Annotated in this window: 22 protein-coding genes and 1 pseudogene; 21 read left to right on the top strand and 2 right to left on the bottom strand. The window is 39.5% G+C overall.

From position 1 onward, the window contains the following. Nucleotides 1-3: 3 nt before the first annotated feature. The 4 genes from MKY19_RS17785 to MKY19_RS17770 all read left to right on the top strand — a co-directional run bounded on the left by MKY19_RS17785 (nucleotide 4) and on the right by MKY19_RS17770 (nucleotide 2779). Entirely contained in the window at nucleotides 4-189 is a 186-nt protein-coding gene (locus tag MKY19_RS17785; RefSeq protein ID WP_143759563.1) for a hypothetical protein, read from the top strand. Between the two features lie 542 nt (nucleotides 190-731). After that, the gene (locus tag MKY19_RS17780) at nucleotides 732-1223 is read left to right on the top strand and encodes a hypothetical protein (RefSeq protein WP_339796518.1); all 492 of its coding nucleotides are present in this window, start codon (nucleotides 732-734) and stop codon (nucleotides 1221-1223) included. 178 nt (nucleotides 1224-1401) lie between these two features. Further along, complete coding sequence (locus tag MKY19_RS17775; protein ID WP_339241935.1) at nucleotides 1402-1752, top strand: hypothetical protein; 351 nt, start codon at nucleotides 1402-1404, stop codon at nucleotides 1750-1752. A 151-nt stretch (nucleotides 1753-1903) separates the two neighbouring features. Beyond that, on the top strand, nucleotides 1904-2779 hold the full coding sequence (locus MKY19_RS17770; RefSeq protein ID WP_339796516.1) for an aldose 1-epimerase family protein: 876 nt from the start codon (nucleotides 1904-1906) through the stop codon (nucleotides 2777-2779). Between the two features lie 203 nt (nucleotides 2780-2982). Here the strand turns inward: MKY19_RS17770 and MKY19_RS17765 are convergent. Further along, nucleotides 2983-3337, bottom strand: a pseudogene (locus MKY19_RS17765) (transposase); the annotation flags it as partial. A gap of 159 nt (nucleotides 3338-3496) precedes the next feature. On the opposite strand from MKY19_RS17765, the gene MKY19_RS17760 reads away from it, so the two are divergent. The 4 genes from MKY19_RS17760 (at nucleotide 3497) to MKY19_RS17745 (ending at nucleotide 5714) form a co-directional block, all read left to right on the top strand. After that, nucleotides 3497-4264 (top strand): nucleotidyltransferase domain-containing protein, encoded by a 768-nt coding sequence (locus MKY19_RS17760; protein ID WP_339796512.1) that lies wholly within the window; start codon nucleotides 3497-3499, stop codon nucleotides 4262-4264. 256 nt (nucleotides 4265-4520) lie between these two features. Beyond that, nucleotides 4521-4895 (top strand): hypothetical protein, encoded by a 375-nt coding sequence (locus MKY19_RS17755; RefSeq protein WP_339796509.1) that lies wholly within the window; start codon nucleotides 4521-4523, stop codon nucleotides 4893-4895. A 249-nt stretch (nucleotides 4896-5144) separates the two neighbouring features. Then, nucleotides 5145-5393 carry a hypothetical protein gene (locus MKY19_RS17750; protein WP_339265391.1) on the top strand — a complete coding sequence of 83 codons (249 nt, stop codon included), beginning with the start codon at nucleotides 5145-5147 and terminating at the stop codon, nucleotides 5391-5393. Between the two features lie 66 nt (nucleotides 5394-5459). Continuing rightward, a complete protein-coding gene (locus MKY19_RS17745) occupies nucleotides 5460-5714 on the top strand; it encodes a cold shock domain-containing protein (protein ID WP_339265389.1) in 255 nt (84 codons plus the stop codon). A 157-nt stretch (nucleotides 5715-5871) separates the two neighbouring features. Here MKY19_RS17745 and MKY19_RS17740 read toward each other — a convergent pair whose 3' ends face one another. Further along, nucleotides 5872-6684 carry a class I SAM-dependent methyltransferase gene (locus MKY19_RS17740; RefSeq protein WP_339796506.1) on the bottom strand — a complete coding sequence of 271 codons (813 nt, stop codon included), beginning with the start codon at nucleotides 6682-6684 and terminating at the stop codon, nucleotides 5872-5874. 311 nt (nucleotides 6685-6995) lie between these two features. Between MKY19_RS17740 and MKY19_RS17735 the strand changes: the two genes are divergently transcribed. The 13 genes from MKY19_RS17735 (at nucleotide 6996) to MKY19_RS17675 (ending at nucleotide 16176) form a co-directional block, all read left to right on the top strand. Next, on the top strand, nucleotides 6996-7343 hold the full coding sequence (locus tag MKY19_RS17735) for a glyoxalase (RefSeq protein ID WP_339287005.1): 348 nt from the start codon (nucleotides 6996-6998) through the stop codon (nucleotides 7341-7343). A gap of 57 nt (nucleotides 7344-7400) precedes the next feature. Continuing rightward, nucleotides 7401-7967, top strand: a complete 567-nt coding sequence (locus MKY19_RS17730; RefSeq protein WP_339796502.1) for a MarR family transcriptional regulator — start codon at nucleotides 7401-7403, stop codon at nucleotides 7965-7967. 108 nt (nucleotides 7968-8075) lie between these two features. Beyond that, entirely contained in the window at nucleotides 8076-8579 is a 504-nt protein-coding gene (locus tag MKY19_RS17725; RefSeq protein WP_339265383.1) for a hypothetical protein, read from the top strand. 3 nt (nucleotides 8580-8582) lie between these two features. Then, nucleotides 8583-9449: an SDR family oxidoreductase gene (locus MKY19_RS17720; RefSeq protein ID WP_339265381.1), complete on the top strand. Its 867-nt coding sequence runs from the start codon at nucleotides 8583-8585 to the stop codon at nucleotides 9447-9449. 582 nt (nucleotides 9450-10031) lie between these two features. Then, the gene (locus MKY19_RS17715) at nucleotides 10032-10778 is read left to right on the top strand and encodes a class I SAM-dependent methyltransferase (protein WP_339265380.1); all 747 of its coding nucleotides are present in this window, start codon (nucleotides 10032-10034) and stop codon (nucleotides 10776-10778) included. Nucleotides 10779-10951: 173 nt separating this feature from the next. Further along, a complete protein-coding gene (locus MKY19_RS17710; protein WP_339265378.1) occupies nucleotides 10952-11569 on the top strand; it encodes a hypothetical protein in 618 nt (205 codons plus the stop codon). 207 nt (nucleotides 11570-11776) lie between these two features. Continuing rightward, nucleotides 11777-12085 carry a GNAT family N-acetyltransferase gene (locus MKY19_RS17705; protein WP_339796498.1) on the top strand — a complete coding sequence of 103 codons (309 nt, stop codon included), beginning with the start codon at nucleotides 11777-11779 and terminating at the stop codon, nucleotides 12083-12085. A 13-nt stretch (nucleotides 12086-12098) separates the two neighbouring features. After that, on the top strand, nucleotides 12099-12251 hold the full coding sequence (locus tag MKY19_RS17700; protein WP_339796495.1) for a hypothetical protein: 153 nt from the start codon (nucleotides 12099-12101) through the stop codon (nucleotides 12249-12251). 240 nt (nucleotides 12252-12491) lie between these two features. Beyond that, nucleotides 12492-12974 carry a hypothetical protein gene (locus MKY19_RS17695; protein WP_339796493.1) on the top strand — a complete coding sequence of 161 codons (483 nt, stop codon included), beginning with the start codon at nucleotides 12492-12494 and terminating at the stop codon, nucleotides 12972-12974. Between the two features lie 309 nt (nucleotides 12975-13283). Continuing rightward, on the top strand, nucleotides 13284-14222 hold the full coding sequence (locus MKY19_RS17690) for a CHAP domain-containing protein (protein ID WP_339265372.1): 939 nt from the start codon (nucleotides 13284-13286) through the stop codon (nucleotides 14220-14222). Between the two features lie 120 nt (nucleotides 14223-14342). Continuing rightward, nucleotides 14343-14771 carry a 3-hydroxyacyl-ACP dehydratase FabZ gene (gene fabZ, locus MKY19_RS17685; protein WP_076287072.1) on the top strand — a complete coding sequence of 143 codons (429 nt, stop codon included), beginning with the start codon at nucleotides 14343-14345 and terminating at the stop codon, nucleotides 14769-14771. A 277-nt stretch (nucleotides 14772-15048) separates the two neighbouring features. Then, nucleotides 15049-15552 (top strand): DinB family protein, encoded by a 504-nt coding sequence (locus MKY19_RS17680; RefSeq protein ID WP_339265370.1) that lies wholly within the window; start codon nucleotides 15049-15051, stop codon nucleotides 15550-15552. A gap of 333 nt (nucleotides 15553-15885) precedes the next feature. Then, nucleotides 15886-16176: a hypothetical protein gene (locus tag MKY19_RS17675; protein WP_339796489.1), complete on the top strand. Its 291-nt coding sequence runs from the start codon at nucleotides 15886-15888 to the stop codon at nucleotides 16174-16176. Nucleotides 16177-16292: the final 116 nt, after the last annotated feature.

Genomic DNA, 16292 nt, shown 5'->3' with positions numbered 1-16292 from the left:
GACTTGAACAAGTTGGTGACAAGGGCAAAGGTGCTGGAGACCATCGTATCTCAAGAACAGGAAAACACATTTATCTATATCAAAACAGCCCGATCATTTGGTGACCGGGCTGTTCTGATTTTGCAACCACACTGTGTCTATACCAGTGTAAACGCGATAAGATTCTTACCCCTCTTCAAAACGTTGTGAGAGGCCTCATCGCTAATATGGAATAAGCTTTATGTGCTACAAGTTTATTTATTCTGCAAATTAATTTTTAATACATCCCCCTTAGCACCACCAAAAACGATCATCCCACCTTTAGGCAGTACTACTGAATGATTGCTCGTTGCCTTTGAAAAGTTCACAACCATTCCCTCCGCGTCATAAACGACAAATCCCCCAATTAATAAATACACTCCATTCAATTTTGTTGTGAAGGATGTAGAAGAAGTGAGGGCTAGACTCGAGAAAAATGGAGTAGCCGTTTCAGAGGTAAGGAACGGTGAACCTAAACGTTTTGATCTTACTGATAATAACGGAAATATGATCAGTGTCATTCAATTGTAATTCAAAATAGAGTTCGAGGTTATTTTTTGTTATTGAACTAACGGGACACGATAGTTGAATAATACAAATTGAAGAGCAGGAGCTAAGGTATCCTGCTTTTTTCATTGAACTAACGGGCAGGATAGTTGAATGAGTAATCGAATAAATACAAATAAAAATCTATAAGTCAGGAAGTGCTAAACATGAATTATCTGGGGTCTTTAAGGTTAAATCAAGAAGGCAAACAGAAACAAGTTGAAGATATACTTGAAAGAAATAAAGCACAATCTGTCGGACATGGTTATATCGACATAATAACTGACTCTAGATATATTCGAAATTTAGTATTTGAACTCACACAAGTCGGGATAGCAATTAATGGTGTAACATGGTGGTGCCATTGTACAGATGAGAATAGGAGTCTTTATGGATGTCCTCATGGAATGGGAGGTCCCCAAAGCATTCATTTCGAGGGCTGGTTTAGTGAAATGGGTGTAGATTATGAAAGTTCTGATTTACCTGATGGTATATACGAAAAATTAGAACAGGGCAATATATCACCTACTGAAATAACCTCAATAAATGAATCTATTCTAGTCTACACTAATCAGTTTAAGGAAGATGAGCGGATTAGCCCATGTTTTGTACCCGCCATATGGCTAAATGTTCCTAAAGAATGGAGACGGCTACGGTAGGTGCAGTTAATCTAACTGAGAACGATAGCTCAATACAGGCAGAAGTAGACTGCCTTGAGGACCAGCTGCTTCTTGTTATGTTAACGGATAGAATACTACCAATATGATCTAAAATTAGTTGGGATTATATCCCATGACACACGTTGAAGAGTTAATTAGGAAAAGGAGGAAGTGAAAGGTGCAGGTCTTCGATACACGTCAAATTAACAATTTAATGACTGGGGTTGGCCTTGCTTGTGAACTTGAAGCTAACACTGAAATGAATCGAGCTTTCGTAAAAGTACAGGTTATTAATGAACAGAAATACTTAAATAAGTTAGAACCTGAATCGGCTAGGTTTTACTTAAGGAAATATGAGGTACCCACAACGTATCTAGAAAATGAATGGGATGTTACAGACGACGAACTTGTCGAATCGATTCATGAAATTAATATTATAGGAATCAAAAATCTTGAAAAATATCTGGCTAAGTATCTGGATAATTTCGGAAGACTGGTATGCGAGTGGAGTTGTGAAAATCCGTTGTAGATGGAGAAATGACGTTACGCTAACGGGACACGATAGCTCAATAAGCACGAAGAAACGGCAGCTGATGAATTGGCTGTCTTTTTCTCAACTCCCTCAAGAACTTTGATATAATATGTGTATCTGGACTATAAGTATGAAAGGGAGTACAACAATGAATAAAATTTTGCGCAGCAGCTCGGCGGAAGCTGAGATTAATACCCTTGGGGCGGAACTGATCAGCTTCAGAAAGCTGGATCCGGAAGCTGAATACATCTGGAGCGGTGACGCCACGTATTGGACAGGCCGTTCTCCGTTGCTGTTTCCCATTATTGGTGCGGCCCGGAATGGAGAGATTAAGGTGGACTGCAAAGCCTATAAGATCGGCAATCATGGATTCGCCAGACGCAGCGAATTTACGCTGGTCCAAGAAAGCGATACCCACGCGGTTTACCGCCTCTCTTATGATGAGAAAACCCTGGCCAGTTATCCTTTTAAATTCAACCTATATATTACATATAAACTGAATGCAAGCACACTGGAACTTAGTTACCGGGTGGAAAATAGCGATGAACAGGATATCTTCTTCCAGCTCGGAACCCACCCGGCGTTCAATTGTCCGCTTGATGACAACGGTAGCCTGAACGATTACTATCTGGAGTTCGCTGAATCGGAAAACCTTGAAAGGTTGTTCTTGAATTCGGACGGCCTGCTGATCAGCGGCAAATCGGAGCCCGTTCTGAAACAAGAGACCATCCTGCCTTTATCCCATGAAATGTTCGCCGAAGGCGCATTGATTTTCCGAAATGTGAGCTCTCGGCAGATTTCGCTTAGAAGCAAGCACTCCTCCAAAAGCGTAGTTGTCAGCTATAAGGGTTTTCCCGACCTCGGCATCTGGCAGCCTTTGAACGCTCCCTTCATATGCATCGAGCCTTGGCAAGGAGTAGCGGATATGGACGTCTTCGAAGGTGAACTTCAAGCTAAAGAGGGAATAATCACCCTGGAGCCGGGGGCGAATTTCACAAGCTCCCTGACCATAGAAATCAACTGACGATCCGAAGGGATCTGCAGGGTTCTCAACTGGTTAAGCTCGGCTCCATTGCAAAAAGCTTCAATCTATTGGAGAGGGCACTGAAGAACTTACGTTTTTCTTAAGGAGTATGTATAAACTTCAAAAAAGAAGACATTCAACCCCATTTTTAGGAAGAATGTCTTCTTTTTTAGCTCTATTTTATTCAATTTATCCCTATGTTTTCAATCTGTTAACTTCAATATCCGCTTTAAGTTCACGGCGAATATCGTCATCGCACCTTGTAATTCCATACCAATCAGACCCGAGGATGTAGCTACATCATACCCGTGCCCATGTTTAAGTTCGCTATTCTTCGCTTCAATTTTGTAGCGTTCCTTAGATTTTTCTTTAAAGTACTCTGTTTCCTGGAACGCAACGCAATCTGTTCCGAATGTTCTTCAGATTTAATCGTTACAGAGTAGGTTTGCTCTTCGATCCTTCTTTATAACAACCCTCTTTAAACGGACAACGCTTGCACTGTTCCACGTTAAAATAATAGGTGTCTGCTTGGTTTTTGTCGATGCCTTTCTTGCCCTGTTCTCTTTTTTATTGAAGTAGGCGTCAAATCGTGGATGCCGTTGAGCTAACGGGCAGGATAGTTGAATGATTTCGCGAATAACTTAAGTCATGACGAATTTACGAAGTTCGCAAAAAAGACGTTAGCCGAAAGAAGTTCTTAGTTTAGGAGGAGTCTATATGATATTAGAAAAAGTTATAAATAGAATTGTAATACAAAGTGAATATAAGGATTTTGTTGATAAGTATATAGAAAATATACTTACCGAATTTAAAGGTAAGATTCATAGCATTTATATGTGTGGCTCGATTCCAAAAGGAACTGCTAAACCTTTTAAGTCAGATGCAGACTTTACTATTGTATGTGTAAATCCCAAAGATATTGATTACGAAAGATTGTCAAATATTAAAGACAGGCTTTTGGAAGAATATCCAGTAGTAACTAAGATTGATACGATAATTTGCTCGATTGACGATGTATTAAGTAAACCAAATGAGTGGGGTTTTTGGGTAAAGATAATTTGTGTTTGCATATATGGTCATGACGTTGGTGAAAAAGTACCACCGATAATTATTTCTCCAGAGTTCATTTTAGACTTAAATACAGAGACCAAGGAGGAAGTAGATCATATACATAGTTTACTTTCTAATGCTAATGATAACACAATGAAAACTAGATATATTAAAGGTTACTCTAAGAGATTAATTCGTGCATTATACTCTTTGGTTTTAGAAGATACAGGTGTATGGCAAGATGACATTATTAAGATGAAGAATGCCATATTAAACTATTGTGAGATTGACCCCGCTTTAGTTGATTATCTGTATGCTTGTTACTTGGATAGTAATGTACTTGTTGAAGAGTTTCTGGGAATTGCAGATGAAGTATATAGCTATTTTGAGAACGCCTTAAATGCAATGGCTGCTTCCAGAACTTCCTTCGGCTAACACCATATTGACGCTCCGGGTCACTCTCAGAAGCGAGTGACCACATCCAGCCCCCTAAGCCCGTCGGGACGTCACTGCATTAGGTGTTCGGCAAGCCTTACAACTATAAGCAGCGACTCTAATTAAAACATAAGACTATTGAACTAACGGAGAACTTTAGTTGAATGATACACATTAATGAGCAGGCGCTACGGTAGCCTGCTTTTTTCATTGAAGTAACGGGCAGGATAACTTGGACAATCACGGAGATTTGAATATGAAGATTGTTAAGGGATGTGTTATTAACATGAGTCTACAATTGGTGCCATTAAATATTCCGTCAGATTGGACTGTCTTATGGAATCATTTTTATGAAATTAATCCCGATGACTTTCATGACGACTCATTTCCTTATGTATGGGAGCTACATGAGGATATATTCTATTTAAGAAATGAAAAGACAGGTTTGATTTTGGATTTAGGATGCTATCCAGCTATGCGTTCAGAGGGTGTGTATACATTGCATTTAGTGAAAATTGGTGATGATGAAACTGGACCCGAATATTGGGCTAACCCTATTTTAAAATATTGTTCCCGCAAAATTAACGACATAACAAATATAATCCATGAAGTTCTCAATAAAGAGCAATAGGATTCGTCCGAAGCAAAGTAAATCATTAAGCTCACGAAGAACGACAGTAGAATAGCGGCTGCTTCGGCAGCCGTTTTTTATTGTTCAATTAGCCGGCAGAATACTTACAATTTGTGGCGCTATAGCGTCACATTATTAGCATTAGGTTATGTAATGATATTCTGATACTCAAAAAAATTGGAACAATGTGGTAAAGTGGGATGATGGAAGAAGTACTCAATAAATAATAGAGGAGGAGACAAATATTTCATGGGCAACGACTTTTACAGAAAACTAGGTGCATCCTTTCTAATTTCCGCTGGAGTAATCTATGCAATCGAACGAGTAGGCTCTTTGATAGCTCGCAGCCATGAAATTGCAGCGTTGTACGAAGCAAATATGTTCAATGCCCTACCTGAAACTCATATTACAAGCTTCTTCGATAATATCTTTGTGCCAATCCTTGCGTTTCTCGGTATGATACTTTTTGTAAATGGGTTTCCAAAAAAAATCAAATGAGATAACTCATTCAACGCGATGTGAGCACATAATGAGTTGTAATAAAGTTACAGAGGAGGTGAATAGGTGGCGGAAAGAAGATGGGGTATTGTCCAATGGTACAAAGAAGATAAAGGTTACGGACGGATAATGCTAGACGGGCAGGAAGGTAACCATGTTTTTGTACACTTCAGCGAAATACTACCAGACCCTATTAGATTACCGAACGGCTTTCGGTTCCTTAAAGAGGGTCAAAAAGTTGAATTCGACCTATTCGAGTTTCCGAATATAGTTGATTCTCAGCGTAGGACAGCTAAAAATGTACAAATATTAGAGGAATGAAGGAATCGAGACGTACTTGATGAATGTATGGACTTTCGGGAATCATAATTAAGCTAACAGGAGACGATAGTTCAATAAAAACACGATAAGGCAGTCAATCAGTCAACATGATCGGCTGCCTTTATTCAATTAACGGGCATTTATCTTCAACTACTAATTACAGTTTTCTTGCTTTGATTACGAAAGTTACAGGAAGCATCTTTGCTTTTTTTGCAAAATCGTCGTTATCGTCCCGCAATTGAATAATTTCATCATCAGATTGCTCAATCATTTCATCAATAACAAAACCCGCTTTTGAGAGCGCATTCACATAGGTTGATAGTTTACGGTCAGCTAATGTTAGCGTACTTTCGTCAAGAGTTACCGAATACCAAGATTCATCGAAGTAACATTTTTTAAAAACAAGCATATCATTTTCTGCAACAACACATTTGTGTATAGGGTGAGACCAACTGAAAATAAATACGCCGTCTTTTTTTAGGTAAGAAGCAATCCTGCTAAAAGTACCCTCAAGATCGGTTGTCCAGCCTATAGCATAAATCGAATAAACAAAGTCAAAATAATCCTCAGGTAGTCCACATTTTTCTTCCATGGGAGAACAGATTAATTTTGCTGAAAGTCCGTGATCTGACAAATATTCTCTTGTTTTTTCGATTTGGTTTTCTGATATATCCATACCCCATAGTTCAGATGCTTTACGTTCCCCGAGATATTGCAATGATTGACCGCTTCCACAGCCTATCTCCAACATCTTTTTTCCTGAAATATCGCCAAAAAGCTGGCATTTTTCTTCTGAGACAAATGCTCCATATAAAGGAAGTGCGGTTGCTCCTAAAATATCATTTCCTTTTGTATCCCAAAATAAGCTGTTAGTTTCATGAATAACATTCTTGTCCATATCGACCGAGATAGCGCTACCAACCTCGCCAGCGCCTATAATATTTGTTCTATAAACAGAATTCTTGTCCATGCCAGTACCATCCCCCAATATAAAAATATTAGTCTAAATGTATATCCTGACTTGCGCGCTATTGATTCCAAAATAATGTACCATTTTTCTATGAATACATCTACCTAAAATCTTCCATACTGCATCCATTGGATCTAGTAGACTCATTGCGCTAACGGGACACGATAGTGGAATAGCGGTTGCTATGGCAGTAGGTTTTTAATTGTTCAATTCATGGGCAAGATAGTTAAAAAAGGAACTTAAATTTAAATCTCGAATATTTATTGAGAACGGATAGCTAAAAAATTGATGACTGACAGGAGATAAATACGATGATAAAAGGTTTCGGAGGAATCTTTTGGAGAACTAAGAATCTTGAAGTTATAAAAAAATGGTACAGTGAGGTCTTGAAGATTGAAATAGATCATTGGAATGGGACTGTGATAAAGCCCCAATCAGGAAATGAGACTATCTTTTCTTTCTTTACCGAGGATGACAGTTATTTTCCAACAGAACAACAAGTGATGTTAAATTTCCAAGTACATAATCTAGACGAGACTATTAAGCATCTTGAGCATATTGGTATACCACTTGCAAAGAAAGAAGAAATTAGTGAATTTGGAAAGTTTGTTTGGATTGAAGATCCTGAAGGTCGACTGATCGAGCTTTGGGAGAAATAAAGAGCTGTGCAATAAAAATGAGTTGACACAAAAGTAGTTAGGGACCATACTACATATATGAACAACAATAATAAAAAAATAAATGACATTGAGGCTATTCCCTCGCTTGTACAATCCAAGCGTCAGATTGATCGCTATAACCTAGACATAGACGCACAGGCTATACTCGTCGCGTCTAGGCTAATGGCAGCGGGAGCCATGCTTGGACACGCCTCAGAGATTCATTTCTCTAGATTCGGTTTATCAACAGGGCGTTATCGTTTATTGGCAGATCTTGAAGATAACGAAGGAGAAGAGTTGCCTTCGCAATTAGCGGAGCATCTAGGCGTTACACGTGCTACAGTGACTGGTCTTATCGACATTCTTGAACGAGATGGGCTAGTATCTCGGCGATCAAGCTCAGACGATGGCCGTCAGAAATCAGTCGTTTTAACGGAAGAAGGAGCGAAGAAGCTCCGTGAAATGGCTCCTGAGCATTTTGCTCGGTTGGAAGCAATGGTGGGCTTGCTCAACATCGAAGAACGCTGCGTATTTCTCGACTTGCTAGGTCGAGTTACACAAGGCATCTCAGCACTTACGGGCGAATTAGGCTCGAAACCAAAGGGAAACATCAGTAATGAGTAGAATGGGCTAGTGAAGCTAGCCTATTTTTACTCTTATATAGTTAGGCACCTAATTATATCTAGCTGAACGCAATCATTGAACTACTTCAAAGAAGAAAGGAGCAAGTAAATGAACCAGATGAAATACTCTAATCAGACAGATGATGTTTACGGCATCAAGGCTGCTGGTTCCAAGAAAAAGACTTTTGTACTATGGCGTGAAGTTGTAATGGCCTATGCTGCTCCTGCCATTATGGCAGGTATCGGGGGATTGGTTACTGCAGATAGGGGGCTTCAAATAGCGGCATTGACCACAATTGGCGGTGCATCGGCCTTGATGGCCTTGATGATTGGGCTATTGTTGCACAGCCGAGTGGGCCATTTGCGATGGGTCGTCGGTGCACCTCACTTGGTTGTGGTAGGGGTATTCGCAATGGCCGGGTCCTCATTTGGACTATACGCTGCATGGGTGACATCTGTTGTAGTAGAAATTATGATTCCGAGTAATCACTTGGCCTGGGTAAATCGTGTATGGATCGATTTCCCGTTGTCTGGATTCATAGCAAGCACGATAGTGACATGGCGGTGGCGACTTGCCGTCACAACTAATTTTTCATCTAAAAGGAGAAGATAAAAAATGATAGTTATTATGGGAGCAACAGGTACGATAGGTAGTGCGCTTTTGGAACGTTTGGTTGATCTTGGCGTACCTGTCAGGGCGCTAAGCAGAGAGCCAGAGAAGTTACGTGATCAGATCGGAGAAAAAGGCCGATCGACTACCGAGGTCGCAAGGGTGGATGCTTCCGATCCCGAATCACTGCGCCGCGTGTTTACAGGTGCTAGCCAGCTCTTCCTTGCCATGTCCAACAGTCCAAGACAAATCGAATTAGAAACCTCAATCATTCAGATTGCCGCCGAATCTGGAATCAAACACATCGTAAAAATATCCAGTCCAGCCTTTGAGCAGAGCTCTCCAGTAGCAGTGGCGGGCTGGCATCAAGAAATTGAGAAAACGCTCAGGGAGTCGGGTCTCACTCACACCGTGTTGCGCCCTTATGCGTTCATGCAAAACTTAATGAACTTTGCACCAACGATCACAACCCAAAATGTTTTCTTCGGCTCTATGGGTGATTCACCGTGTAACTTCATTGACTGTCGCGATATTGCAGACGTTGCCGCAGAAGTTCTGACCAACCACGAGGTATCAGGCCATATATATACGCTTACTGGTTCGGAGATTTTCAGTTATCCCCAGATCGCGAGTCGACTATCTGCTCTGCTTAATCGGCCGATAAGTTACAACAACATGGAACCCCAAGTACTACTCCGCAATCTTATCGATCACGGGAATATGCCTCCTTGGCTCGCGAACCATGTTGTGGAAATTCAAACCATGTCTAGGATGGTGCCAGAAAGTCCAAATGACACTGTGAAGCGCTTGCTCGGCAGAGAGCCACGCACACTAGACGCCTTTCTACATGAGTGTGCAGAAAATTTCCGGTAGAGGCGGAGGCCACCTATTCTGATATTTCTGTTGTTAGCAGTATTTTATTCCGATTTAAGATAAGTCATTGAGCTTAAAGAGAACGTTAGTGGAGGAGCTTCCTATATGGTAGCTCTTCTTTATCATTTAAGCTAACAGCAGGTTAACGGAATGGGACCGCAGTCGAAAAAATTTTGCGTCATTTGGCCCGGTTATTGTTCCGACACGGTGTCTGCGAACCAGTTTCGGCTTGAAGATGGGAACGAGATTTCGTTTACACGGTCACCTGTAACGAATAAAGAAAGATGCTATGCCGAATACGAAAAAAAGACGACCATTTTGTTGGTCGGCCACTAATTATTCTATTGCGGTCAGGATAAAGTAGTGATTATCGACTTAAAAAGTAGTTATGTAAGGTTCGATAAAAATTGATTATAACTATGAATTACCAAATGGTTTATCGAATAAATAGTAAAATATTACTGTTAAGTACGAGGGTTATCAAGAGGACTTTTATTTTGATTATCCTTTTTTGGTCAATATAAGTACTTTCCTAATGAAAATTATTTTTTCTCTAATGTAACATTGAAATGAAAGAGGGGGATGGCGTTGATTGAACATAGCAATCTTGAAGAATATCTGGATCCGGTAAATTATGATCTTGAATTTGACGGTGAAATGGACAAATATCAGTTCTATCTTGAGCTTGCAAGATCGAGTCCTGGCGAAGTGTTAGAACTTGCTTGTGGTACAGGCTTAACAACGATACCCCTGTCAAAAGCCGGTATAACGATGACCGGCGTAGATATCTCTTCTGTGATGCTCGCGTATGCGCGGCTGAAGGCGGAAGGGTTGACTGTTACTTTTATGGAAGGCGATGCCCGTACCTTCGAATCGGACAAGCGATTTTCGATGATTTATTTGACTGGCAATGCATTTCAGGCATTCTTAAGTGATCAAGATCAAATCGATTTGCTTACTACCGTTCACAAACATTTACAACCCCATGGAATCTTTGCATTCGAGACCCGTAATCCGGAGGGAACTGATTTATCCGATCAAGAGGAGACAGAATGGGGATCATTTATTGATAAGGATGGGCAAAACGTAAAGGTATCAGGCACACAATATTACGATATTAGCCAGCATATCATGCATTGGGTCACGATGCGTGATTGGGGAGATAAACGAACGACTTCCCGAATTGCTTGTCGATTCACAGATCAGGCTACGCTGCAATCTTTATTAATCCGTCACGGATTTCGCGTCGAACATCAATATGCTGACTGGGATAAAACGCCGTTCTCGCCGTCATCTTCATCTATTATTAGCGTCTGTAGAAAATGTTAGGAGAGACGTAATTCATTTCAATAGGAAAACTCCCCTCAGGTCGAGGGGAGTTTTGGTGATCCTAAGCAGATTCCCATTTAAAGTCCGGCTTTAATCAACAAGACGGCAAGATAGCGTAATAGCCTGTCTGAAAATATGGTACAATTTGTAACACTAAAGCGAGGTGAGAGAATTTGAGAAATATTGTTGAGGACTCACAGTTTCTCAGTGAAAGAGCTGAGATGATGTACTATTTTCAAGATGAATTTTACATCTCTGAGAAAACTGAAATTATTTATTCAACTTCAGGAAAGTTCAAACTTGAAATCCATCACTATAACCATGTTGAAGGTTTTATCAGACATAATTACACAAAAGGGATTGTTACGGATAGTGAGCATAAAATCATCGACATAATATATAGAAATTATGACCCATTCTTATTCAGTTGGTTGGAGGTAAATGGCACAGAATATCTGTTGTGTGGGTTAGATTATCAGGGGTATTCAATTGTTAATTTATCAAATACAGAAACCAATCATTATGTTCCCGAAGAGGCTTATAAAGGGCATGGATTTTGCTGGGGGGAAATAATATATTTTCAACAAAAAAAACTAATAGTGATTGATGGATGCTATTGGGCATGCCCCTATGAACTTGTTTTTTATGATTTTTCTAATCCTATGAATGTACCATATAATGAATTATTCCGTGTGGATGTTGATAGCGTATTAAATTGGGATAGTTGGAAAGATTCCTGTAGGGTTATATATCTTGATAAGGAAAACAACGAGACAGAATTTGTATTTTAGAAACTAAGCTAACAGAGAACGATAGTGGAATAGCGGTTGCTTCGGCAGCCGTTTTATTTGTTCAACTAATCGGGTAGTATAGAGAAACCTATTTTTGTAAATTATGGTCTAATTATTATAGAGTACGTATTAGCTCCAGTCCTAAGGATTAAGGAGGATTTATGAAAACTGCAGCAAAAATAAACTTATGATCAAAGGTGAATGCAGATGGAACAACTGAAAATTGAACCCTATAAACCCGAAAGGGACGAAGCTTCAATCATAGCCATGTTGTGTGAAAATGAACAATTTAATATGTTTCAACAGAGTAACAAAATGCTCTCAGACGGTATATTTGTTGTTCGTTACAACGACTTAACGGTAGGTTTTCTCTCTTTTGATGGTTTTAAGAGAAGAGCGTTGGCGACGATATTTGTTAACGAAGAATACAGAAGAATGGGTATCGGTGCCACACTTATGGAAAAGACGGATAAAATGCTTTCTCAAAACGGAGCGGATGAGATTCGCCGAAGATAGAAGCAATAGATTCGTGATGCTTATTGATGGTGAAATAGCAGCAGTCGGAATTATTGACGGGGTTGAACTGAGTCATGTGTCTGTTCGTCTAGATCTTCAATCACGAGGATACGGAAGAGCTTTTATTTCATTTCTTGTAAATGAAATTGTGCGAAGGGGTGGGTAAATCGTGACACTCGGGGTTGTGAAAGGCAATCCTGCAATAAAATTGTATAAGAGTCTTGGTTTCAAAGCAAAGTCATTAAACCATTGGGTAACAAAATATTATAAGCCGGACACTCGATTGAGCAGACCACCTAGCGATATATATCCTCAAATGACTCGTTGAGCTAACAGGTAATGTTAGTGGAATAAGCATAGAATATTATTAGAAGTGTTCGATATTTCAGGAGAGATTGGAGAAAGTATGAAGAAGATAGACTGGATTAAAGTAATTCTAATAGTATCGCTATTCGGTAATGTTGTCTTTTTTATGAATCAGAAAAAGGATAGCAGAAATCAAGAATTGAAATATGAATTATTGAATGCTAATATCCACCGAGATCTAGCTCAACTTGAAGCAACTATACAGTATCAACAAGATCATAATTGGAATAATGAAACTCTTGTTACACAGAAACTAGATGATGCAATCGATTCAATTATCTTACACAGTGGAATGGAAAGAGATAAGGATAAGGAAGATATCCTTATGAAAATGTACGATTACATGAACGAATTCAAGTTTGGTGACGAGATTTTAGATGTAAACCTAAATGATAAGCAACGCGCCGATTACATCTATTTAGGTGAGAAGCTTCGATCTAACGGGTGGACGTTTAATGTAGGATATGATACAAGCTGGGAGACCTTTGCATCTAAAGTAAAGGAGTTGGTAACGGAGTCATAGATGTCACAAGTCTGTACTGGATTGCACGAATACGGATTAACTAGTACAGCAAGACTCACATGGATCTATACAAACATTTTAAAAAACTTACTTGAACTAATGGGAAACGTTAGTTTTATGAATACAGAGAGGCTACGGACATAAGCCTGCGTTAGTTCGGGGATTGGGGAATTAATTATGATATGTGAGAAGAAATCTAAGCGTCTTGGAATTGTTCGATCCCTTGTTTATGAAATGCAGAGCAGCTTCAAGAATCAGAAAGCTTGGGCTCATCTTTCAGGAGTGTCTACCTTCGCTTCGATGCTCGCTATGAGAAGAGGACAAGATTCGGAAATAGCTGCGATCGCGGGGGTGCTACACGATTTTTATTTCTATAAAACTGGAATAAATACCTTTCCTGGTCACAATAGCGCAGACGCGGTAAGACCTATAATACGTAGCACTCAAATCTTTACCGACGAAGAGATCTCAGTAATTCTTAGATCAATCTTTTATCAAGAAGATAGAAATCGAGTTCATGGACCAGATGAGGAAGTTATTAAAGACGCTATTTTATTGCAGAGGTACTTTCAAAATACAGGAAATCATTTACTTAAGACGGATATACATAGACTACAAAATGTATTTATTGAATTAGGGATTCAGGAGGGAAATGTAGATACAGAATTAAACGTAGATGTGGAAGCATTAAATAGAGAAACTAAAGACAGACGACTTATGCTGGCTGATTTTGCGGAAAAGCTCGCAGAGCAAAACATAATCGGGGTACCGGAAGATGAACGTTATCGGGAAATTTGCAAGTATTGGCCGGACTCTGATATCTATAAATTACTAGAAGGTAACTGGTGTGCTGCATTTGTATATTACTGCTGTATGCAGGTTGGAATACTTCTTCCAATTCGATATCCTAACCGAATGTATCGTCTAGCTGGGGTTGGTGCGTGGTTGGATTGGGCTCAGCTGCACGAAACTAGATTTTTCTATGACGCTAAACAAGAAGAATTTATTCCGGCACGTGGTGATATTGTTATTTTCGATAAGCTTCTCTCCGATAATTCTCACGATCATATCGGAATTGTTTTAGCTTGTGAAGACAATGAAATTTTGATTGCTGAAGGTAATAAAGACAATAAAAACTACTCTAGTGTCTCATTCAGGGGTAGAGATCATTGTATACTCGGATATGTCCGAATAGATAACGGCTACCGTTATCATTTCAATGGAGAGTATGTACCCTTTGGTTATTGATTTCGAGCAGTTATTACGCTAACGGATAGGATAGTTTAATAAGAGTTATGTTGAGTTTTTTCGGGCCAGTCTAACCCAAAGGCGATAAAATGGTAATAAACCGATTAGGGAGGCAAATCCATGATTGATATTGAAAGAATTAAAGAGATTATTCCTCATCGGAATCCATTTCTCTTGGTCGATAGAATATTGGAGATTAATGAGGGGAAGAGAGCTGTTGGGATTAAAAATGTAACCATTAATGAACCTTATTTTCTCGGTCATTTCCCTGACTATCCCGTAATGCCTGGAGTCTTAATTGTAGAAGCACTGGCACAGGTCGGTGGAGTCGCTATGTCTAACGTTGAAAGCAACAATCATAAAATAGGCTTACTGACTGGTATTGATAATTGTCGTTTCAAACGACAAGTAAAACCAGGAGACCAACTCCTTCTTGTATTTGATGTAATTCGAATCAAGGGACAAATCGTCAAAGGAAAGGGAGTCGCCACGGTAAATAATGAATTGGTATGCGAATCTGAAATAATGTTTGCATTCAGTTCGATTTAGGTTTTAATGTAACGGGAAACGACAATTAAACAATATACATTGATGAGCAGGTGCTTCGGTATCCTGCTCTTTTCATTAAGCTAACGGGCAGGCTAGCGTAAACAAAATGATCAAAAGTATTAACCATACGTAGTTAATTACATTTCGGGATTAGCGCAATGATTTTCGGCAGCTTCGTTTGGTTAACGGGGGTAGTTTAAGTAAATGTAAATATTTACTTACGAACTAGTGTTCGGTATAATAAACTTGATTCCATTACAAAAAGGAGATGTTGGATATGTATAAACACATTAAAGATTTTGCCGCAACTTGGCAGAATGAAACGGAAGCAACAATGCGGACACTGGAGATCCTGACCGACGAGTCTCTTGGCCAACAGATAACAAGCGAACATAGAACGCTTGGACGTGTTGCATGGCACCTTGTACAGACATTGCACGAAATGCCATCTCGGACGGGACTGTCTTTCGAAGGACCGAGCGAAGATATGCCGGTGCCAGCTTCGGCAGCAGACATCGCGTCAGTCTATAAGAGGACCTCACAAGCGCTCCTTGATGCTATACAGTCCAGTTGGAAAGATGAGAATCTGCTTATCATGAGCGATATGTATGGTGATCAATGGCCAAACGGCTTAATGCTGGATATTCTCGTAAAGCATGAGATTCATCATCGTGGTCAGATGACAGTCCTGATGCGTCAGGCAGGCCTTCGTGTGCCGGATCTTTACGGCCCGACAAAAGAGCAGTGGGCCGAGTACGGAGCGCTACCTCCAGTAATTTAGAGTAAGATTATATCCGCATTTGGCCGTTTGCTATAGTGGGATTTATAAGTATTTTATCATAGGATTGAAAGTGGTGGCTTGAATCATAGACAAGAGGATACCATCGGACTGAAACTGTTAATTCTATTGAACTAACGGGGAACGTTAGTGGAATAGCGGTTGCTTCGGCAGCCGTTTTTTATTTGTTCAACTAACGGGCAGTAGAGCGTGATGTTGCCTTGTTGAACTATTAGGCAGTTAAATGCGGTATTATATTGTACGATTATCCATAAGAGATGAGGTGCTTTTATCAAGAAGAAATATGCTTTCCTAATAGTTTCCATATTATTATTTGTGATGGCTTATACAAAACCAAGTAGTCAAGATTATGATAATTACCTCCATAAGGTTCACGGTCTTAAATGTGACAGTTCTGAAAGCTCAAATTGCTTTCATACTATTAATGACTTGAAATCATCAAGTCTCACACATCAGATTATTTTTATGACAGCAGAAACAAAAATTTTTGGAGAGGCAGATAATAAAGTACGAGTAGTAGGTATTTTCAATCATTTTTTTGTAATAGAAAATCGTCTTCATCCTAAATCAGATAATAACAATAATATCGAAGTTCCGTTAAGCTAACGGGACACGATAGTTGAATAATACATATTGATGAGCAGGTTACCTTAATCAACTAAGTGATGGATAAAAAATAAATATAAGTGTTCTCTCTCAAACTATTGGAAAATATTATGGTA

The sequence above is a fragment of the Paenibacillus sp. FSL R5-0744 genome (assembly GCF_037972555.1).
Taxonomy (GTDB): domain Bacteria; phylum Bacillota; class Bacilli; order Paenibacillales; family Paenibacillaceae; genus Paenibacillus_AQ.
Note: the sequence above shows the minus strand (reverse complement) of the source record. Positions and strands in the feature narration are given on the sequence as shown.